A 21,349-nucleotide genomic window follows, 5' to 3' on the forward strand; every position below is an offset into this window, starting at 1 on the left:
TTTCGAATTGATTTTCGTATCGCTATAATTTAACTTACATACAAACAATTTTTGTTTAAAAGGGATTCAACTTGAGCGAACAAAACAAACAGGAACAAACGGGAAACAAGAAAAAAAGAAGACATTATTACGGCAGAAAATTCCGTTACTATCAAAAGAAACTGAAAAACGGCGTAAAAAGTTTCTCATTTAAAAAAGTGTCGATTGTTGTGCCTCTTTATAACGAGGAAGAATCGCTTAGACCTCTTTATAACGAAATTAAAAAAGCGGTCAATTCGATTTCGTGCGACTACGAAATTATTTTTGTGGACGACGGCAGCACGGACAATTCGCTGAACGTAATCAAAGAACTGGCTCTCAAAGACAATAAAATTTTTTATTTCAGTTTCAAAAAGAATTACGGCAAATCGGCGGCTCTTCAAATCGGATTCAAAAATACCACAGGCGACGCAGTCATTACAATGGACGCCGACCTGCAGGACGACCCGGCGGAAATTCCGAATCTGCTCGCCAAACTCGACGAAGGCTACGACCTGGTTTCGGGCTGGAAGAAAAAACGGTTCGATCCGCTCATTAAAAAATATTCTTCGCGATTTTTCAATTTTGTAACCCGTCTCTTTTCGAAAGTTAAAATACACGATTTCAACTGCGGCTTGAAAGCTTACCGCAAAGAAGTAGTAAAGAACGTCAACATATACGGCGAACTCCACCGTTATATTCCGGTGCTGGCTGGTTGGAAAGGTTTTACGGTTACGGAAATTCCGGTTAAGCACCATCCCCGCAGATACGGCAGAACGAAATTCGGCATATCGCGATTTTTCAAAGGGTTTATCGATTTGATTACGGTAATTTTTACGACGCGATACGTTACGCGTCCGATGCACCTCTTCGGATTCATCGGTCTTCTGACAACGTTATTGGGAGTTTTGATAAGTCTCTGGCTTACTTACGAAAAGTTGTTTCTCGGAGTGGGAATTAACAACCGTCCGGTCTTCTTTCTCGGCATTCTGCTGATAATAGTGGGAGTTCAATTTTTTGCCATCGGATTGATCGGCGAATTGATGGTGCATAATTTTCAGAACGACCACGAATATATTATCAAAGAGAAAAAGTAGTTTAAAATTTCCAGCGCGAATCGACGGCAATCGAAATCATTTTGCCCGAAGAAGGCGAGGCGATATTCTGGAAGTTCGAAGTGCCGGCGTTCAATTCGAACAATCCGAAATCGAGTCCGATTCCCAAACCCCAACGGAATTTTGCCCAGCCTCCGAATGCCATTCCGCTGCGCAAACTGAAGACCGATTCGAACGGCATCCATTCGACTCCGATTGAAAATCTCGGCGAAGTCGTATTGCCCGGCATTTTATTTAAGCCCTGCGCGTATCCTGCGGCAATCATTAATTTGTTCTTTAGTTTAAGAAGATTTGCCAGGTCGATCGAAGCTCCGAACCGGAGAGCCGTGGCAAGAGGAGTGGAAAATTTATCGACGGATTTTCCTGCGCCGTCGGTCGAAAACAGATTAGTCAACGAATCCCTTTGAGCTTCTTCGGAAACGTCGTCAATATAAACGTTTCTGCTTACGTTGAATTGCGCCGCGCGTTTATTCCACTCAATTGCTCCGATGTCGGTTATTGCAAGCGCAAATGTAAATGCCCGGTTGTGTCTGTAGCTTAGTCCGAAGTCGGCTCCGAATCCCGTTCCCGCAGGCTCGGGAAATGCCGAGATGTTTTCTTCGTACGAGGATTGATTTTCAAAGTCGTATTCGACGCCGAAATTCGGCGAGAAGGCGGATTTTGCCGAATAGTTCGCTCTGCCGCGGATGTTTCCCAAACTGTCTGTGTGAATTTCGGAATCGATTTCGTCCAGACCTGCATAGAACAATCCGTTAATTAGATGCAGCGATATTCCCGCTCCGATCGATTTTTCTTCTGATATTCTGAATTCCCTCGAATACGAAAACGAGTATTTTCTGAGCCACCACGATTTGAATTCCGCATCGTTAAAATCGTAACGAGAATTCGGCGGATTCCCTTTGAACAGGAGTTCCGCAATTCCAGTCGGAATTTTGCCGTCAGCGGCAATCTGATCGGTAACTGAAAACGCCAGCGCGCCGAATGATTCCGAAGGAGTTACGGCAAGCGCAAAATAGCGTACGAATAAATTTACGCTGACTCCTCCGCCTTTTCCGAATAGGTCGATAAAGTTTTGCTTGTCTGCTTCGTTTAAGTAGCGTCCTCTTTTTTTGCCGTTTTCGTCGACCGTATATGTACCGAAATAATAATTGTAATCCGAAAGCGAGAAAAAGTTTGAACCGGCAACACTGCTGAAAGAAGGGAGGGGGAGCGGCATGATCAATTCGATTCCTTTTGACTTCGATAAATTTGCCGGATTAACGGCGATTGAATAGAGTCCTTCGGAAACGGCCGTATACGCGCCTGCCATCGAAGACGATCTTGCATCCGGCAATCCGACGCTGCCGCCGATTTGCGCGTTTATGGAAAGAGCAGCCGTTAATAAAATCGGAATAATATATTTGAAATTGTTTTTCATAACTCAATTATTCCCGGGTTCTATTTTGTATTCCGAAACGCCGAAGGCTTTGATTCGTATCGTATCGGTCGAACGAATTTTAACGGGCTTGTTGGCAGGAGCCGTAGAGAATCTCAATCTCACTTTCATATAAGCGGCGTCCGCTATTTTAGCCGAAACCGCGCTGTCTGCAATTACTTTGACGTACGATTCTTTTGGCGCAACGGCATAGCCGTTCAAGTCAGTTTCGGCTGCGCTTACTGAAATCAGAGTATCCTGAAATTCAGCCGGCGGAAAATAAGTAAGAAAATTGCCCGCCGCGTCATAGAGTCTGCCCGTAAAGGATAGATTAACCGGCAGTCCGTTTTCCAGATCCAAATTTGCTTCGAGATACTTTATGTCTCTCAACAAATCGCGGTCGTCGTCGGATAGTTCGATTTCGATCGAGTCCGTATATTCGGCGTGTTGAATTCCGAAGTCGAGCGGAATTTCGGCTTCGAGCTCTCCCTCGATATAATCGGTCGATTTGACGGATACGTATTCGAAATCCGGATTGACGGTTCCCGATAATTCGACAACTGCAGAGTCGGGAATTTCGTCGAGATTTTTTATGAACGCCGAAACGCTGTCGCCGTTAATATAAATCCGTTCGGTCGAAGGGGTAATCAAAACCGCGCTTAGTGTATTGCCGTTGAGATTGAAGTTCTTAACCGTTCCGTCCGGCATGAACAATTTCAATTTCCCGCCGATTAAAAATTTAATGTCGGCAGTCGATTTCAGCTTAATGGAAAATACCGGATTAGAAAGGAATAATTTGTCGAAATCGATTTTGTCTTTTTCGAAGTCGAAAGCAAAAGAAGTTTTTTCGGGTTCGAATTCGAACGGAGAAATATAGCCTTCGAACTCTTCGAAAGTTAATTCGGAAAATTCAAAATCGGCTTTTGCGTTGTCGCTGCTTTTAATTGTTTTATATTGATTGTCGCTTACGATTCTGTATTCGATAGCGTAATTCAGCTCTTCGAGTAGACCGCCTGCGGCTTCGACCGAATAACCTGAAAGCGATTTATTGTCGAACAAATTTTTCGATTCGCCGCCGGCTATAACAGCCGCTCCTTCGAATATATTGCCGTCTGCCGTTTTGATTTGCGGGAAACTGTATCGAATCTCCGCGTCCAATCCGGTGTTGTTTGTCAAACGTAAATCGAGCGCGCCGGACTTTATTGCGGCTCTGGCAATCCTTTCATTTTTATCGCCGATTTTAACCGTTCCGTTAATGGTAATAAAATCCTGTTCGGGAAATTTAGCCGTCGCTTCGGATACTTCGAGGTTTTTTGTAATTGCCGTCAAAGTCAGAAAATTATCGGGAATCCGGACTTCGTCTCCGCCGCTGCCCTGTGTTGAAAGGACGGCTTCTATTTTCAAACGGTTTTTGACGTATATTTCAGTGTTAATTTTGAGGTCGCTCACCAATACGGATTGAGAAGGTGGAATTGTAACGCTGCCGCCGTGCATAGCGATTACGCTTCCGTCATCCGAATTAACAAGCGAAATATTCGATACGGTAACGCTTACATCGCTAGTGAAATTGTTTCTTATAACGAGATCGAAGGAACCGCTTTTAAAACGCGCCTGCAGAAAATTACCGGGTTCGCTTAAATCCGAAGCAACTTTTTTGTCGTTTATCGGAGGAACGGCAATTCGAACTGCAGGATTCAAGCCCAGTTCCGTTGAACCGACATTGCCCTGAACCGTGTCGGATTCGATTTTCAACGCGCCGGCATTCTCGGTTATGCTTTCCGAAAATCCGTCTATCTTAAGCTTGTCTTCGAACGTGATTTTGTCGATTTGATATGAATCAGTAAAGTAGAGGACGTCTTTATTCGAGCCGTTATTATAATGAAACAAGTTCTCCGATTCGTCTTCCAGTATGTCGCTCATCAAATATTCTTTGTTGGCAATCGGGGCTGTTACTGAAACGTCCCATACAGGGGCTACGGGATCGTTTATATTGCATCCCGTTATTAACGCCGCCAGCGCAATCATCAACGATTTGTATTTCATTGAATTCCTTAAATACCGTTAATATTTTATTATCGACAATTTGCAACGGGAATTTAAACTTTTTTGTTTTCGTATTACAAACTAATGATGATTCCGGTCACAATCGGCAGGACAGACGCCCTGTTATCGTTTATAAGTTGTTAATAAACAAAAATAGCGAGTTAACAAACTGGCTCTGTTGCATTTAAGTAATATGCGGGTTAAATTCACTTTGATAATTTCCCAAACAGGATAAAGCGATGAAAAGATTAATCCTTCTGACCGGCTTGATCGTATGTCTTGCTTTAAATATCGATTATTACGGACAGGAAAAATTCGGGATAGTAATTCACGGAGGAGCGGGAGTAATTAAAGATTTGCCCGCCGGTCTGGAAAATCAGTACAAAACAAAGCTTTCGGAAGCGCTCGAAGAGGGATATAAAATACTGGAATCGGGCGGCTCTTCGCTCGACGCCGTTACTAAAGCCATAAATATAATGGAAGATTCGCCTTTATTTAACGCGGGCAAGGGCGCGGTATTGAACGACCTGGGATTCGCCGAACTCGACGCTTCGATAATGGACGGCGGCAATTTGAACGCCGGAGCGGTCGCCGGTATACGCCATATTAAAAACCCGATTAATTTAGCCCGCCTTGTTATGGAAAAATCTCCTCACGTAATGATGATCGGTCGAGGCGCCGAAGAATTTGCATTTCAAAACGGCTTTGAATACGTCGATTCGACCTACTTTATTACCGAACGCCGTTTCCGGCAATATATCAGAATGAAAAAATTACGCGACTCTCTCGAGGCTATAAAAGGCACCGTAGGAGCTGTCGCTCTCGATAAAAACGGAAATCTGGCTGCGGGGACTTCCACCGGCGGCATGGCGCTTAAAAAATTCGGAAGAGTTGGCGATTCGCCGATTATCGGAGCGGGAACATACGCAAATAATAAAACGTGCGCAGTTTCCGCTACCGGGCACGGCGAGTTCTTTATTCGACTCGGCGTGGCAAAAGATATCTCCGATTTAATGGAATACAAAAAAATGAGTTTATCGGAAGCCGCCGATTTTGTTATACACAAAAAACTTACGGAACTCGAAGCTGACGGCGGCGTTATTGCCATCGACGGAAAAGGGAATTATGCCATGCCGTTTAATACGCCGGGTATGTTCAGAGGAGTCAAAATAAGCGACGGCGTAAACGAGGTTAAAATCTATAAATAGGAGGCTGTATGGAGTTGTTACATCCGATTAATTATCTGGCAGTACTAATTTGCGGAATAATTGCAATGGGCATGGGCGCCCTTTATTACAGCCCTCTGCTGCTGGGCAAAATATGGCTTGCAACCGTCGATACTCCCGAAGAAGAATTAAAAAAGAATTTTAATCCGGTAAAAGTTTTTGGAATTGCATTCCTGTCGCATCTGATAATGGCGTATATGCTGGCCCGGCTGCTCGGTTATACCGGCGCGGCAACTCCGGAAGAAGGCATCCGTATTGCATTCATGATCTGGCTCGGATTTATTGCCACCACAATGATTATAAATCTTCAATTTCAGAGGAAATCGATTACTCAATTTTTTATCGACAGCGGATACCATTTCCTCGTATTAATTATAAACGGATTTATACTCGGATTATGGCTCTGACCGGATGAATCAATTTTTACCCGCCGTATCATTCTGATACACTCTCATTTTTCTAAACCATTCAAAACCTTCGATTTCAGCTCGTAATCGAAGGTTTTTTGTGGCACCATAGTTGACTCTTACCCCGTAATTAAAATTGTTAACGTCAGGAGGTAGGAGTGAAAAACTCTTTAATATTAAGTCTGGTCTTGTTACTGAGCATAACTTTGATTGACAATTCGCTTAGCGAGGCTCAATCGAAAGGAATCAAAAAGACGGCAAATTATACAAGTATAGCTAAGATTACCGGCACGGCCGAGGGAAAATCGATAAAATATACAAATCCTTATACAAACCAGCAGGCAAAACATTTTGCGGGAACTTTTAAAGGCACTCTTAACTCGCAAAACGAGAAATTTTATTGCGTCGATTTACAGCACGGTCTGGTTTACAATCAGGATTATTGGGACGAAAATTACACTCCTTCCGAAATTACTTATATATTGAATAATTACTATCCGTACAAAGCAAATTACCCCGGTAAATTGTCCGACAACAATAAAGAAGCCGCAGCAGTTCAGTTTGCCATTTGGCATTACAGCGACGGCGTTGACGCTAGCACAATATCGAACAATAATACGGTAAAGACTCGCGCGCTTGCAATAATTGCCGACGCTCAGGCAAATCATAACAATACGGCGCCTTTGCAGACTCTCGTAATTCTTCCGGCATCGCAATCGCTGGCGGAAAATACGCCTGCGCAATTCGATGTTTACGCCTACGATTTGAACGGCAATCCGGCGGCAAATGTGGATATTCAGATAAACTCTTCGATCGGAACCTTGAGCGCGACATCGGCAACTACCGATAATAACGGTCATGCCGGACCTTTTACTATTACTTATAACGGGGTCGGCGTCGCCAATTTGAGCGTCAGAGCCGAGGTCGATATACCTCAGGGCACGCGTTATGTTCACTCTGCTAATCCCGACGGAAAACAAAAACTCGTTCTGGCAACTCCCACTTTCGATACAAAAGAAGAATACGCTACAGTTGAATGGTATCAGTCGAGCGGATGCGATTTGAACGGTTATGTTACTTATACTCAGGGAGGATGGGGCAGCCCTTCAAACAGCGGTCCCGGAACATTGAGGGACGCTTATTTTAATTCTGTTTTTCCGAACGGCATGACTGTCGGCGGAAATTATAAAATTACTCTAACGTCGTCTTCGGCAATCAAAAATTATTTGCCCGACGGAGGCAGCGCAGACGCTTTGAATCAAAACTATACCAATCCTACTTCCAAAATTAACGTGCTTGCAGGACAAATAACCGCATTGAAATTAAACGTTTATTACAGCGCCGCAGGATATCTGGGAACCAATACTACTCCTCTGGGCGATTTGGTGATTACGGGCGGTCCGTTTGCGGGCTATTCCGTAAGCCAATTTCTTGCTTTTGCCGAATCGGCATTGGGCGGCGGCAGTTTGAACGGATTTACATATTCGGAAATTAACGACGCCGCTACTGCAATTAATGAAAATTTCGACAACGGCTCGGTCGATAAAGGATTTTTAACGTGTCAATTGCCTGCTTCGCTGGGCGACAAAGTGTGGGAAGATACAAACAAAAACGGTCTGCAGGATAACGGCGAAGACGGAGTTTCCGGTGTGACCGTTAAACTATATTCCTGCGACGACAATTTAATTGCCACAACTACCACTAACGCCCAGGGCGAATATTTGTTTGATAACCTTACCCCCGGCGATTATTACGTTAAATTCGTTCTTCCTCAGGGTTACGTATTTACAAATCAGGACAGCGGAAACGACGACGAAATCGATTCGGACGCAAATATTAATACGGGAAAAACGGTTTGCACTACTTTGACTTCGGGCGAAAACGACTTGTCGTGGGACGCCGGAATTTATGCGGAAACAGTGTGCATGAATCAAATCGGTAATTACGTATGGCACGATAAAAATGTCGACGGCATTCAAAATCAAAACGAAGAAGGCATTGAAGGCGTAATTGTAGAATTGTTGCAAAACAATCAAATCGTTGCTGTTGATACAACGGATTCGAACGGATATTATCTCTTCGAAAATTTACTCAACGGTTCCTATACGGTTAGACTTGCAGCTTCCAATTTTACCGCAGGCGGAGTTTTGGTAAGCGACGCGCAGGTTAAATGGTATTCGACAAAATTAAACGAAGGCGGAAACGACGAGTTGGACAGCGACGGAGGAATAAATCAACCGGTTAACGTTACTATCGATTGCGGCGACAATTTAACAGTCGATTTCGGGTTTTATAAAACATGCGTAAGCGTTTCCAAGACCGCCGACAAACAGACCGCAAAACCGGGCGACGTTATAACCTATACGTTCACGGTTGAAAATTGCGGCGACGTTACGCTCAGCGGCGGAGTCGATTTTTATGACGAGTTAATAAATCCGAACGGAGACCATAAAATCAAAAACATCTCGCCGGTTCATCCGGGCGAAGTCAAATCGTTCACAAAAACGTATACTGTAACCGAAGACGATTGCGGCATGCTCGTCAATGTGGTCAAAGCAGTGGGGCATCCGGTTGACGGTTCGGCTTCGGTCGAAGACGAAGACGACGCTACCGTGGAAATCGATTGTGAACTTTCGTGCGTAACCGACTGGAGCGTTCAGTTGGGTCCCGACTCGGCAATTTGCGAGCTCGACCCGATGCCGATAACGATAAACGGTTCCGTTTCGCTTACTCCGAATCCTTCGAAAGCTTATTTGCAACTTTCCTGGAGAATAGTCGAGCCTAACGACGGCAGCGTAGACAATTCGACTCATTACGAAACTATTTTAATTACACAGGACACTACATTCTCGATTACGGCTCAGTGGCCAGGAGTTCGTCCTGACGATCAGGTAGTCGAAATTCATTACGGCGTTAATATTCTCGATTGCGACGGCAATCCGATTAAAAACGGCGCGGGAAGAGATTTGTACTGGTATCCCTGGGTTTGTCCGCCTCCGCAGGAAAAACCAGCCGACGTCAGAATTGAAAAAACAGTCGATAATCCCGAACCGGAATGCAACGAGACTATAAATTATACAATAAAAGTTACAAACGACGGACCCAACAAAGCTACGGGCGTGCAGGTTACCGATATACTTCCGCAGGGATTGATTTACAATTACAGTTCCGCTTCTCAGGGTGCATACGATACAACTACGGGTCTGTGGAATGTTGGCGACCTCGATTCTGCGGGCATTGCCACGCTTACAATAAACGTAACGGCAAGCTGCGAGCAAATCAATAATTCGATTTTCGATCTCGGAGTTGCAAAAGACTATAATCTCTTCGTTATCTACGACGTCGAACAACCTTCTTCCGATACTCAGGGTAAAGTTGCCGTAGGACGCGACGCTTACTTTGCAAACTACAGCATTGGCGACCAATTGCCCGCAGGCAGCGGCGATGTATTGATTGTGGGCAGGGATTTGAATTTCATCAGCGGAGCCGTTTACGGCAGCGTTGCATACGGAAACAGTACCAATCTGCCTCAGAATTCCGTAAGCGTCAGCGGCGTTCTTCGCCAGGATAATCCGATTAACTTTGCGGCGGCTAAAACTTATCTCGAAAATCTCTCAACGACGCTTTCCGGTTATACGGTTACGGGAACCGTCGATTTTCAATACGGAGGTTTGACTCTTACCGGCAACGATCCGTTCCTTAACGTATTCGAAGTAAACGGCGCCGATTTATCGTCGGCAAATAATGTAACAATTAACGCGCCCAACGGTTCGGTAGTGCTTGTTAATATCGACGGCGTTAATGTGTCTTGGACTGGCGGTCTTAGCGTTAACGGCACGAGCATGACAAACGTTCTTTATAATTTCTACGAAGCTGAGGAATTGACGGTACAGGGAATCGACGTGCGCGGTTCGATACTTGCTCCTTTTGCCCATGTCGAATTTGTTTCAGGCGTGATAAACGGTCAAATGATTTGTAAATCTTTCTCGGGCGCAGGTCAGATGAATTACGCCCCGTTTATCGGAAACATTCCGTTTGAAAAAGAAATAGTAAATATTGCAGTAATTACTTCGACGATTTCTACCGATCCGAACGCCGGCAACAACAGTTCCAGCGTTGCTATTACCGTTTCGAATCAGTCGGATGATAATTCGCAGCAAGGAAACAACGGCAACAACAGCGGTCAAAACTGGCAGTATGTAAACGGTTTTTCGAACGGCGAAATTGTATACGCAATGGCTTATGATAATTCGGGAGCCATTTATGCGGGCACATGGGGCGGAAACGTATATCGCTCGGACGACGGCGGAAGCAACTGGACAAACATTAAAGCCAATTTGCAGGCGGGATATATCTGGGCGCTCATTTTGAACGACGGAGTATTATTCGCAGCTACGGAACAGGGCGTGTTCAAATACGACGGCTCTTCATGGAACGAAGCCGGTCTCGGCGGAATTGACGTGCACGATCTCGCCGTAAACAACGGACAATTATTCGCCGGCACTTGGGGATACGGCGTTTACGTTTCGAACGATAACGGCTTGACATGGAATGAAATAAACGCGGGTCTCGGATATAATTTGGTTATTCAATCTGTAACCGTTCACAACGGCAAGCTTTATGCAGCCAGCTACGGCGGCGGCGTATTTAAGTATGAAAATAATACATGGACAAAACTCAATGTAGGTTACGATTTCGTATGGTCGCTCTCGTCGAGTTCGAACGCTCTCTTTGCGGGCACTTACGGAGACGGACTCTACAAATCTACCGACGACGGCGCCACATGGGAAAAAGCGAACAATCTGCCCGCTCTCTATATCTATTCGATCGTAACGGATCTGAGCGGTACCGTATATGCGGCTTCATGGACAAGCGGAGTTTATAAATCTACTGACGACGGCGCAAACTGGAATTCGCTCGGACTTGGCGGATTGGGCGTAAGTTCTCTTATCGTAACTCAGAATTCTGACAACGTATTCGTGGGAACCAAAGAAGGAAAGATACTTTTGAGCAGACGCGAAAGCAATGTCACTTCGGTCGAATCGAACGACATCCCGACCGAATTCGAACTTAATCAGAATTACCCGAATCCGTTTAATCCGGTAACCACAATCAGATTCGGAGTTCCCGAAAGCGGAAATTATACGCTCAAAGTATATAACATTCTCGGACAGGAAGTAGCCACATTGTTCGACGACTTCATGAGCGCAGGATATCAGAAGATAACGTTTAACGGCGGTTCGTTTGCGTCCGGAATGTATATTTACAGACTGACCGGCAAGAACGTGAACATTACCAGGAAGATGGTGCTCGTCAAGTAACAGACGAATAAGTTCAAAAAAACCCGGCAGAGAAAGTTCCCTGTCGGGTTTTTTTTATTTAAAGCGATGACAGAAAAAATATTACCTTCGTAAAATTTTAGGACGGGCGCCGTCGTTCGAAAGCGTATAACCGATTTCGAATAATATTTTAATATCCTCTATTGCTCCTGAAAGATTCCAATCGTCGTTGTATTCGTCGCTTACTTTGTGATAGTGTTCTTTCGTCCAGCGGCGGGATAGTTCGGGTATATTCGTACGACCGTCTTCGGCGAGAATGCCGTGCCTCAAATAGAGAGAGGGAATTCCGGCTTTGACAAAGTTGTAATGATCGGAACGGTAGAATCCGCCTGCTTCCGGCGTAGGATCGGGCGTTATCATCTTGCCGTACTTCTCCCCGATTTTTTTTATATAATCGTCGAGCTCCGAACTGCCGAGTCCTAAAACGGCGATGTCTTTTGTTCTGCCGAATATGTTGCCGCCGTCGATATTAAACGCCGCGATTGTTTTTTCGAGCGGGAGTACAGGATTTTTTACATAATATTCCGAACCCAGTAGTCCCTGTTCTTCAGCAGCCAGCGCCAGAAAGACGATTGAACGTTTATGATCAGCTTTTGAAAAAGCTTCAGCGATTTCGAGTATCGAAGCCACTCCGAGCGCATTGTCTCTGGCGCCGTTATAAATATTGTCGCCTTTTAAATCCGGGTCGTATCCGAGGTGATCCCAGTGAGCCATATAAAAAAGATATTCGTCGGGCTTTTCGCTGCCAGGCAGTATGCCGATTAAATTGCGCGTTTTAATACGATGGATTTTATTCTTAATTATTAGCGAGGTTTTTAAGCCGAGGCTTTTTGAACGGAATCCCCGTTTGGCGGCGTTTTCAAGTTCTTTCCGGAGATCCAAACCGGCAAGTTCAAAAATTTCTTTTGCTTTTTCGTATGTAATCCAGCCTTCGAATTTTGCTCTTGAAGAATTCTTGTTGTCGTCTTCGATAAAAAACTGCGGACCGACTCTGCCGTTTCGAACGACTTCCCATGGATAGCTTGCCGCTTCGGTTTCGTGAATTATAAAAATACCTGCCGCGCCCTGTCTGGCTGCTTCTTCGAATTTGTATGTCCATCTTCCGTAATAAGTCATCGCTCTGCCAGTGAATAAAGAAGTATCTTTTGTGGGAAATCCCGGGTCGTTAACCATTACGATTATAATTTTATTTTTTACATCGACGCCTTCGAAGTCGTTCCAGTCGTATTCGGGCGCATTGATGCCGTAACCGGCAAATATAACTTCGGTCGGCGGTATCTCGATTTCTTCGCGTACCTGACGCGTTACTGCTACGAATTCGTCGGCGTGTTTAAGGCTGACTTTTTTGTCGCCTTTTGTAAAATAAATTACAGGACTGACTTCGGGCGTAAGTTCAGTCAGTTCGAACGGCTGTTCGTAATTTCCCGAAGGAGCTTTCAAGCCGAGTTTTTCATACTCTTTTTTGAGATATTCTATTGTTCTTTCTTCGCCTTCGTGTCCTGGCGCTCTTCCCAAAAATTCGTCGGAAGAAAGGATTTTTACTCTTTCTATAAGCGAGGTTTCGTCGATTTGTTTTAATGCCTCGTCTAAAGTTTGAGACTTTAATGCGGCAAACGCGGCTATTAACAAAACCGCAGTTATAAATTTTTTCATTTTATTTTTATATTTTGTTTGGAAATCGACACAATATACGATTTGAGCAAGTAGCATTCAACGACTAAATTTTGTGATGAATAATATCGATAATAAAACAAAAAGGGGAATTATGAAGAATTGGGTCTATTTGACGGCGTTCGTATTGGCTGTAGGATTAAATTCATGCGCTACGTTTATCAATTCCACAACTCAGGAAATTGAAATTAAAACCGCTCCTGAGAATGCAAGCATTACAATAGACGGAAAAAAATTCGGATTGACTCCCCAAATTGTAAATATCGACAGAGGGAGAAATCACGTTTTGAAAATCGAGCTCGACGGATACGAACCGTACGAAACTCAGCTTACGAGAAAAATTTCCTTCTGGTTTTGGGGCAACGCGCTCAACGGATTTATTCCGGGTATGACAATCGATATGCTGACCGGTTCAATGTATAACCTGTTTCCCGGGAATATATCCGTCGAATTGCAAAAAGCAAAAGAAGAGGAAAGCAACAGAAGGCGCAGATAAACCGTTTATCTTTTCATATGCTCTTCGAGTAAAATTTTTGCTCTCGATTTATAGACCGTATGATAGATTAAATCGAGATACGCGTTAATATCTTCGTGTTCAAGATTGGTGGCATATCTCCAGAAGCCGTAAAGCTTTGCAAGCGACAGAAGTCGTTTTGAATAAAGCTTCCAGCTGTATTTTTCGTTAACTCTTTTGACTGCCGCTTTTGAAAATTTGTCCCAAACTGTCGGCTCGACGTAGGAGTCGCTCAGAAAACGAATGATTTTTTCGGTGGTCTCTTCCTGATTAACCGGATCGATATGAAAGCCGTTAACGCCGTTCTGAATTATTTCGAGCGGTCCTCCGTATTTGGTCGCAAATACCGGCAGTCCCGAAATCATTGCTTCCAGCACTGTCAGTCCGAAACCTTCGAATAATGCCGGTTGAACAAAAATGCCTCTTCGTTCGGCGATAATTCTGTAGGCTTCGCCCGATTCGTCTTTCGGCAGTAGTTTACCGATCCATCTGATTTTATTGTGAAGTTTATATTTTGTAATCAGTTCGTGCATCAGACGAATTTGTTCTTTTTCTTCATAATCTTCCGTCATGGTTTCGTCGATTTTACCTGCGACGATAATCAAATTGGAAGATTGTTGGAGCTCTTCGCTTTCTCCGAAACAACGCACGAGAAAACTGATGTTTTTAATCCTGTCGAGACGCGACATTGTAAAAATCGGCGTCTTGTCGGGATTGTCGAGCCATCCGATTACGTCCGGATCTGCCGAATTCGAAAAGAATAAATTTTCAATACGACGTTTGGTTTCTTTGAGTCTCGATTTTGTTTTGGTATAAGGGAAGTAAATCTTTTCGTTTACGCCGGGAGAAACTATGTTAAATTTGACATGACAAGGATTGACTCCGTTTTCAACACGGTACAAACCGGGCATCGTAAAATGCATATACGATTCGTATTGACCGATCGATTTTTCGGTACCGGCAATCTCCTGGAACGACGACGTTATCAGAAAATCGGCGGAGTTGATGGCAAGCAGGTCGGCGGTAAACTGCATCGAAAAGTGATAATATTTTTCGAGATCGTACCAATAGAGAGCGCTATAAAGATATTTGCTTTTTTCGAGCGCATGCGCAATGCCGCACTGTGTAACTTTGAATTTTTTTGCCAGCAGGTAAGCCACCAGATTTCCGTCCGAATAATTGCCTATGATCAAGTCGGGTCTTTTTTTGAATTCGGCGAGGAGAGCGGTATAAGAGTCTTCCGCAAAGTCCTCGAGATAAGGCCAAATTTCAAATCTCGAAATCCATTCGTCGGTTACTCTTTTGTTGTATTCCCTGAAGGGCACGCGCAATATCCACGAATTTTTAGCACCGTAAATTTTTTCCAGTTTTTGATTGCACATAGTGCCTCTAGCGTTCGGAATCAAACGCGTAAGAACAATAATTTTTGGGACAAGATTGAGCCCGGATTTTTTCAATGAATCGGTCAATTGTTTTTCGAGGGCTTTTACCTGATCGAGTATGTAAACTACCTGCCCTCCTGTGTCGGGCAATCCGAGAACCCCTTCCTGACCGAAAAATCCGTGAGGCGAAATTATAGCGATATTAAGAATCATAGGTATCGAAGAAATAAATTCCGCCAGCGCGTTGTGGTCGGGCGAATTGAGAAGCCGGTCGAGCAAATTGAGATTATTAATGATAGTTTCGGCATCTTTGCCCAGTCCTTTTTCAAATCCAAGATCCTGCAGCTGATGTTTAATTTTATCGTATGGAGTTTTTGCCGGGAGGCTGCCGAGTACGGATAGAGCGGCGTTTATTTGATTCTGAAGATGTTTTATATCCTGAATTCTGTCGTTGAGAATGAGTTGCTCTCCGTTGATGCTGTGCAGCCGGATAAAATCGAAAAGTATTTTTTTCCATTTGTCTTCGTTAGTAAACATCTGACTGGATAAAAAACGGTTTAAGTACTCGACGCCCGATCCGATATACTTAATGTCTCTTACTGCGGGGGACTTGTCGTAGAATGGTTTGAAATTCAAATTGAGCGTTGAATTGAGAGTTTCGGGTCGAGCAACTGTTTCTTTGTAAATAAGAAAATCTTTCGAGGAGATTTCTTCAATAAGAAATTCTTCGAGACTTATGCGATAAAATTTAATCGAAGCAATTTTGACTCTGACGTCGAGGATTATCGAGTGATCGAGCGATATTGTTTCCTGAATTTTTTCGATAAATTCAAAGAGACCCGAATTCTTATCGTAGCCCGAGGCGACATACAGATTAATCAGTTCGCCGGTAATCATTAATTTTTTCGGCTGCGAGGAAACGGTTTTTAAAAAGTCGTAAAAATCGTTGCGGAAAGTTTCCGCGGTTTTATAAATGTCTTTAATCATTTTGTTCTCTAATAAAATTATAATATTTAATTCCCTCTATTACGCCTGCTGCATACGGCTGGCTTGCGAAATAGATTCGTCGTCTGCCTTTTAGTTTTTCGAGTTCTTTCGAATAATTTGCTACAACTACGCCGAGGAGTTCGCCGCGCAGCATATCCTCGTCGTTGCCCGAATCGCCCGCTACGAGTATGGAGTCGTACGGAATGTTCCAGCGATAACCGATATATCTTACAGCTCTACCTTTGCTGGCGCGCACCGGTAGTATGTCGAGAAATTGTTGATGGCTGACAATAATATTTGCTTTCAGTTTATTGCTTGATAACGCCGCTTCGATTTCATCGGGATTGAATCTCGAAGTGTCGATATAATAGCTGATTTTGTATTTTCTTTGATTTTCTTCTTCCTGATATTTCAAGTAGTCGAATTTTTTGAGCGTCTCGACAATTTGATCTCTTTTCCATTGGTAATCGATATGCGCCGCCCAGCCTGTGCCAAACGTATACCCTTCGTCGCTTTTGTAGTGAATTTCCGAGCCGACAGAGGAAATAATAAAGTCGGGCATTACAATATCGTTTGCTTTCAGTATCGAGACAGCCGAGTCGATAGTTCGTCCAGTGGCGACTCCGAATCCGATGTAGCTGTGGACGGATTTAAGAAGATCGTTCAATTGACGCGTCGATTTTTCTTCGCCCAATAAAGTATCGTCGATGTCGAGAATTATTAATTTGTCGAAGTTAAATAGCCGCTTTCCGGTTGCCGACATTACTTTGTTGAAATTGTTTCCGTTATGAACGAGTTCCTTTAGAATGCTTAAATATTTTTCCGTATGGGCTTGCCACGAATAAAAGCGTTTGACTCGATTGATTCCGTTGTTGGAAAAGGTTTCCCATTTGGTTTCGTCGTTTAGGATTGTCAGTATTGCGCTTGATATGTTGGCTGGATCGTGCACGTCGACGAGAAGACCGTTCTGAAGATTTTGAATTATATCGCGTGGACCTCCGTCGTCTGTAGCAACCACAGGCAAGCCGCTGGCTGCGGCTTCGATAAGCGTTAATCCGAAAGGCTCGTTGAATGCCGAATTGACAAAGACGCCTCTGCTTTCTGCGGCGATTCTGTATAATTCCGGCACCTCATGCTCGAAATCGTGCTTTTTGGGTATTGCCATCTTTCCGTATAAATTGTATTTGTCCATCAATAGAAGCATGTCGGTCAGTACTTCCCGTTCGATATCGGGCATTTGAGTAATGTCTTTCCTGATGCCCGCAAAGATGGCAAGATTGGCTTTGTGCTGAAGTTCTTCGGAACGACCGTAAGCTTCGATTAGCCCTGTTATGTTTTTCCTTTTTTCCGGTCTGCATAGTGAAAGTATAATCGGCTTGTTCATGTTAGTAAAAAATTTCCAGAGTTCGTTTCTTATCCCGTCCCGGATTTTCTGTGATTCTTCGTCCCACTCGCGCTTTTCGTTATAAGGATGAAATTTAGATAAATCGACGCTCGGAGGGATGACCACAAACTTATCTCTGTTGAAATTATTGTACAATTTATATTGTTCTTCGATTTCCTGATAAGTGCTTGTAATAATTTTGTCGGCGTAAAGAATAATATCTTCTTCGGCTTCTATTCTTTTCTTTATCTTATATCTTTTGTTAATTTCCTCATAAGTCATTCCCTCTTGAAGCAGATTGTTGAGTTTGTTTATGCCGAGCGAGTGACCTGTATGAACAAACGGTATTCCGAAAAATTTAGTCAACTCGGCGCAGGCATAGCCGGCGTCGGCATAATGGCTGTGAATTATGTCCGGAAGTCTGCCTCTCGATTTGATATACTTAATCGATTTGTCGACGAATTCTTCGAGATAATCCCAGAGTTGCTCTTTGCGAAGATATTTCTGACCTCCGCAGCGAATTCGTATTATGCTCAGTTTTTCGTTTATAATCTCTTCTTCCTTGGCGTAATCCTGCGAGAGTTCCTTGTCGTTGATGTAACGCGTTACAATTTCGACCCGGTCGATTTCGTCGCGCTGACTTATAGCTTTTGCCAATTCGAGCACATATTTGGTCTGACCGCCCGTGTCGGCGTCGCGTCCAAGTTCGAGATTGTGTCCTCTAATCAATCCGTGAATATTGTAAAGTTGTACGTAAAGTTTTTTGTTTGTCATTGTTCTGTAATCTTATTTCTGTATTTATTGTATAGCTGATCGCCGGCGGGGATGGCGCCTTCGATTCCGCAGATGTCCGCCGCAAAGTCGTTTGCTATCCGGTTGATTTTGCCGATATCGATACGTTTCAGATAACCGATACAAAGAATAGCCGAAAATGCGTCGCCCGCTCCGACGGTGTCGACGACTTTTCGGGGCGAGCTTTTATAATTATCAAAATCCTTTCCGTCGAATATAAGAGCTCCTTCCGCTCCTTTTGTAACGCAGATCAAATCGATATCGAATTCACGACTCAATAATTCAATAACGTCTTTTTCGGTTCCTTTATATCCGAACATACTTTTTACTTTCAATAGTTCCTCTTCGTTTAATTTGATTACGTCCGATACTTCCAACGATTTTTCTACGAGAGGTTTGGAAAAGAAGTCGTGGCGCAGATTCAAATCGCAAAAGAATTTCAGCGAGCCGATTTTGAAAATTTCTTCGAGAGTATTTCTCGATGCGGAGCTGCGTTGCGCAAGGGTGCCGAAATACAACAAATCCGTTTCATCTTCGAGCAGTTTTTTCGCATTTGCTTCAAGTCTCAGAAAATCATAACTGCATTCCGGCGAAATCGTAAAACGGGGAATGCCGTTCGCGTCGAGTTCTACATTGACCGTTCCTGTCGGATGCTCTTTGTCTATGTAAATATAATCCGTATTGAAGCCGGCGGATTTAAGAAAGTTTAAGATTTCTTTTCCGTTTTCGTCGTCGCCGACGCTCGAAATCAGAATGCCTTTGCCGGAAAGTTTCCATACATGATAAATAAAATTGAACGGCGCGCCTCCGAGCCTTTTGCCGTCCGGATAAACGTCGTACAATATTTCTCCGAATGCTGTAATCGCGGGTGATTTCATGGCAGCCCTGTTTTGAAAAATATCTTTATAAAATAAAAAAATATAATTTATATACAAATTGAGAAGATGAGGTTTGACCATTAATTAGGATATTTTGTAAGTTATTAATCAAAAAAAAGGGAAATAGATGAGCAAGAAAAAAACAGTAGAGGAACACGTCGCTAAGGTTCCTAAATATTTCAATCCGTGGCATCATGTGGAATACGGAGAAAACGCTCCTGCGGTTGTGAATGCAATTATCGAAATTCCGCAGGGCTCAAAGGCAAAATACGAACTCGACAAAAAGAGCGGTCTTCTCAAACTCGACCGCGTCTTATTCTCCGCCGTTTACTATCCCGCCAACTACGGTTTCCTGCCTCAGACGTTGAGCGACGACGGCGACCCGCTCGATATTTTGGTGCTCTCTTCGATCGACGTCGATCCGATGTGTATTATCGAGTCGAAAGTTATCGGCATGATGCGAATGGTCGACGAGGACGAAATCGACGATAAAATTATTGCAGTGGCAAACAACGATATTTCATTCAATCATATTACCGATATGAAGCATCTGCCTCCGCATACGACGATTCAGCTGAGAAGATTTTTCGAGGATTACAAAAAGTTGGAGCATAAGCACGTAGTAGTCGAAAAGTTTTACGGAAAGTCGGAAGCTTATAAGATTATCAGGCAGTCGATAAAAAAATACAAGAAAGAATACGATCTATAATTTTTTGCTTCTGTATTTCGAATAAAAATAAAAGGGAAGTCCGCTGAGCACTAGAATCAAGCCGAGCATGGCATTCTCTGTGTCGGAAATCAATGTGGCTATAAGGTAATACGACGCAAAGGTAATAAAGATTACCGGCGTATATGGATATCCCCAAACTTTATAAGGTCTTTTGGCGTCGGGAAGTTTTTTCCTCATAATAAAAATGCCGTAAGCGCCCAGTAAATAGAAGAGCCACGAAGCAAACATCACATAGTCGGTGATAGTGTCGAAAGTGCCCGAAAGCACGAGCGCGCAGGACCAGATTCCCTGCACGACGAGTGATACGTGCGGAGTGCCGAACCGCGGATGAACTTTTCCGAGCGAATCGAAAAAGATTTTCGATTTCGACATTGCAAAAGGAACTCGAGCCGTGGCGAGTATGCTGCCGTTAAGCGCGCCGAATGTCGATATGATTACAATCAGCGAAATAAGATTGCCTCCGAAATTCCCGAATACTTTTTCTGCGGCTGTGGCGGCTACTAAAGGCGAATTTGCCATTTCCGATATCGGCATCACATAGAGATAAGCTATATTGATTAATACGTAAACTCCTATTACAATCAAAACTCCGAACAACAAACCGAGAGGAACGTTCCGGTTGGCGTTTTTGACTTCGCCGGAAACAAACGTAATATTGTTCCATGCGTCGTAAGCCCAGAAAGCGCCGGCAAACGACAATCCGATTAAACCGAATAAATTTTGCGACGTAGACCCGGGCAAACGGAAACCGGTATAAACGTTCGAAATGCTGCCGTCGCCCAGTAAAATTAAGAGTACGGAAAAGACGATTATTATTCCGATCTTTATATAAGTAACGGCGGTCTGCAGCGAACCGCCGGTAATAACTCCGATATAGTTGATGCCCGTCAAAAAGATTATTGCAATAATCGCTACGGATTTTGTGCCGAAGTCGAAAAACGGATAGATTTTTCCGGCAAGCGGAATTGTAAAATAAAACTGCTGCCACGCCGTCGGCAGTTCGAAATAGTTTACGAAATACCCTACATACTCCGCAAACACATACGCAATTGCCGCCTGGCTGCCGGTTTGTATAACGGAAAGAATCGACCAGCCGTATAAATACGAAGTGAAATCGCCGTACATCTTTTTAAAATAGATGTACTGACCGCCGGTGTCGTCGAACATGCCCGCCATCTCTGCATTGATAAAAGCTCCTATAAGAGTAATAAAGCCCGCAGCAATCCAGACCAGTATCATGAGTTCGGGCGAGCCGAGCTGCTGAGCCATTGTGGAAGGTTTCCGGAAGATTCCCGAACCGATCATCGAGCCCGCTACAATCATAACGGCGGCTGTAAGAGAAAGTCCGCGTATCAGCTCGGTTCGGGGTTGTTTCATTCTATACTCTTTTTCCCAATTTTAATTACTCAAAAAAATAAAATAAGAGTTCAAATCCAAAAGGAAAAATTT

General features: G+C 43.8%; 13 protein-coding genes. 6 read left to right on the top strand and 7 right to left on the bottom strand.

What is annotated here, in order from left to right; all coding sequences use genetic code 11:
• Nucleotides 1-71: 71 nt before the first annotated feature.
• Nucleotides 72-1,115: a glycosyltransferase family 2 protein gene (locus ACSSWA_RS11035; RefSeq protein ID WP_437356636.1), complete on the top strand. Its 1,044-nt coding sequence runs from the start codon at nt 72-74 to the stop codon at nt 1,113-1,115.
• A gap of 1 nt (nt 1,116) precedes the next feature.
• Here the strand turns inward: ACSSWA_RS11035 and ACSSWA_RS11040 are convergent, their stop codons facing one another.
• Nucleotides 1,117-2,550: a DUF5723 family protein gene (locus ACSSWA_RS11040; RefSeq protein ID WP_437356637.1), complete on the bottom strand. Its 1,434-nt coding sequence runs from the start codon at nt 2,548-2,550 to the stop codon at nt 1,117-1,119.
• Nucleotides 2,551-2,553: 3 nt separating this feature from the next.
• Nucleotides 2,554-4,590 carry a hypothetical protein gene (locus ACSSWA_RS11045; RefSeq protein ID WP_437356638.1) on the bottom strand — a complete coding sequence of 679 codons (2,037 nt, stop codon included), beginning with the start codon at nt 4,588-4,590 and terminating at the stop codon, nt 2,554-2,556.
• Between the two features lie 239 nt (nt 4,591-4,829).
• Here ACSSWA_RS11045 and ACSSWA_RS11050 point away from each other — a divergent pair, with 239 nt between their 5' ends.
• From ACSSWA_RS11050 to ACSSWA_RS11060, 3 genes are all read left to right on the top strand, one after another.
• Nucleotides 4,830-5,798, top strand: coding sequence for an isoaspartyl peptidase/L-asparaginase family protein (locus ACSSWA_RS11050; RefSeq protein WP_437356639.1), 969 nt, complete (start codon nt 4,830-4,832; stop codon nt 5,796-5,798).
• A gap of 8 nt (nt 5,799-5,806) precedes the next feature.
• Nucleotides 5,807-6,223, top strand: a complete 417-nt coding sequence (locus ACSSWA_RS11055; protein ID WP_437356640.1) for a DUF1761 domain-containing protein — start codon at nt 5,807-5,809, stop codon at nt 6,221-6,223.
• Nucleotides 6,224-6,381: 158 nt separating this feature from the next.
• Entirely contained in the window at nt 6,382-11,544 is a 5,163-nt protein-coding gene (locus ACSSWA_RS11060) for an SdrD B-like domain-containing protein (RefSeq protein WP_437356641.1), read from the top strand.
• Between the two features lie 81 nt (nt 11,545-11,625).
• Here the strand turns inward: ACSSWA_RS11060 and ACSSWA_RS11065 are convergent, their stop codons facing one another.
• Nucleotides 11,626-13,215 carry a M28 family metallopeptidase gene (locus ACSSWA_RS11065; protein ID WP_437356642.1) on the bottom strand — a complete coding sequence of 530 codons (1,590 nt, stop codon included), beginning with the start codon at nt 13,213-13,215 and terminating at the stop codon, nt 11,626-11,628.
• A gap of 112 nt (nt 13,216-13,327) precedes the next feature.
• Between ACSSWA_RS11065 and ACSSWA_RS11070 the strand changes: the two genes are divergently transcribed.
• On the top strand, nt 13,328-13,729 hold the full coding sequence (locus ACSSWA_RS11070; protein ID WP_437356643.1) for a PEGA domain-containing protein: 402 nt from the start codon (nt 13,328-13,330) through the stop codon (nt 13,727-13,729).
• A gap of 5 nt (nt 13,730-13,734) precedes the next feature.
• Here ACSSWA_RS11070 and ACSSWA_RS11075 read toward each other — a convergent pair whose 3' ends face one another.
• From ACSSWA_RS11075 to ACSSWA_RS11085, 3 genes are read right to left on the bottom strand one after another with little or no spacing between them, the layout of a single operon-like run.
• Nucleotides 13,735-16,116: a sucrose synthase gene (locus ACSSWA_RS11075; RefSeq protein WP_437356644.1), complete on the bottom strand. Its 2,382-nt coding sequence runs from the start codon at nt 16,114-16,116 to the stop codon at nt 13,735-13,737.
• The gene (locus ACSSWA_RS11080; protein WP_437356645.1) at nt 16,109-18,274 is read right to left on the bottom strand and encodes an HAD-IIB family hydrolase; all 2,166 of its coding nucleotides are present in this window, start codon (nt 18,272-18,274) and stop codon (nt 16,109-16,111) included. Before ACSSWA_RS11080 ends, ACSSWA_RS11075 begins: the two co-directional genes overlap by 8 nt.
• Nucleotides 18,271-19,170 carry a carbohydrate kinase family protein gene (locus tag ACSSWA_RS11085; protein ID WP_437356646.1) on the bottom strand — a complete coding sequence of 300 codons (900 nt, stop codon included), beginning with the start codon at nt 19,168-19,170 and terminating at the stop codon, nt 18,271-18,273. The genes ACSSWA_RS11080 and ACSSWA_RS11085 overlap by 4 nt, the downstream gene beginning before the upstream one ends.
• A gap of 127 nt (nt 19,171-19,297) precedes the next feature.
• On the opposite strand from ACSSWA_RS11085, the gene ACSSWA_RS11090 reads away from it, so the two are divergent.
• Nucleotides 19,298-19,879, top strand: a complete 582-nt coding sequence (locus ACSSWA_RS11090; RefSeq protein WP_437356647.1) for an inorganic diphosphatase — start codon at nt 19,298-19,300, stop codon at nt 19,877-19,879.
• On the opposite strand, the gene ACSSWA_RS11095 is transcribed toward ACSSWA_RS11090, so the two are convergent.
• On the bottom strand, nt 19,874-21,277 hold the full coding sequence (locus ACSSWA_RS11095; RefSeq protein ID WP_437356648.1) for an APC family permease: 1,404 nt from the start codon (nt 21,275-21,277) through the stop codon (nt 19,874-19,876). The genes ACSSWA_RS11090 and ACSSWA_RS11095 overlap by 6 nt on opposite strands.
• Between the last annotated feature and the right edge of the window lie 72 nt (nt 21,278-21,349).

The sequence above is a fragment of the Melioribacter sp. Ez-97 genome, assembly GCF_051488665.1.
Lineage (GTDB): Bacteria > Bacteroidota > Ignavibacteria > Ignavibacteriales > Melioribacteraceae > Melioribacter.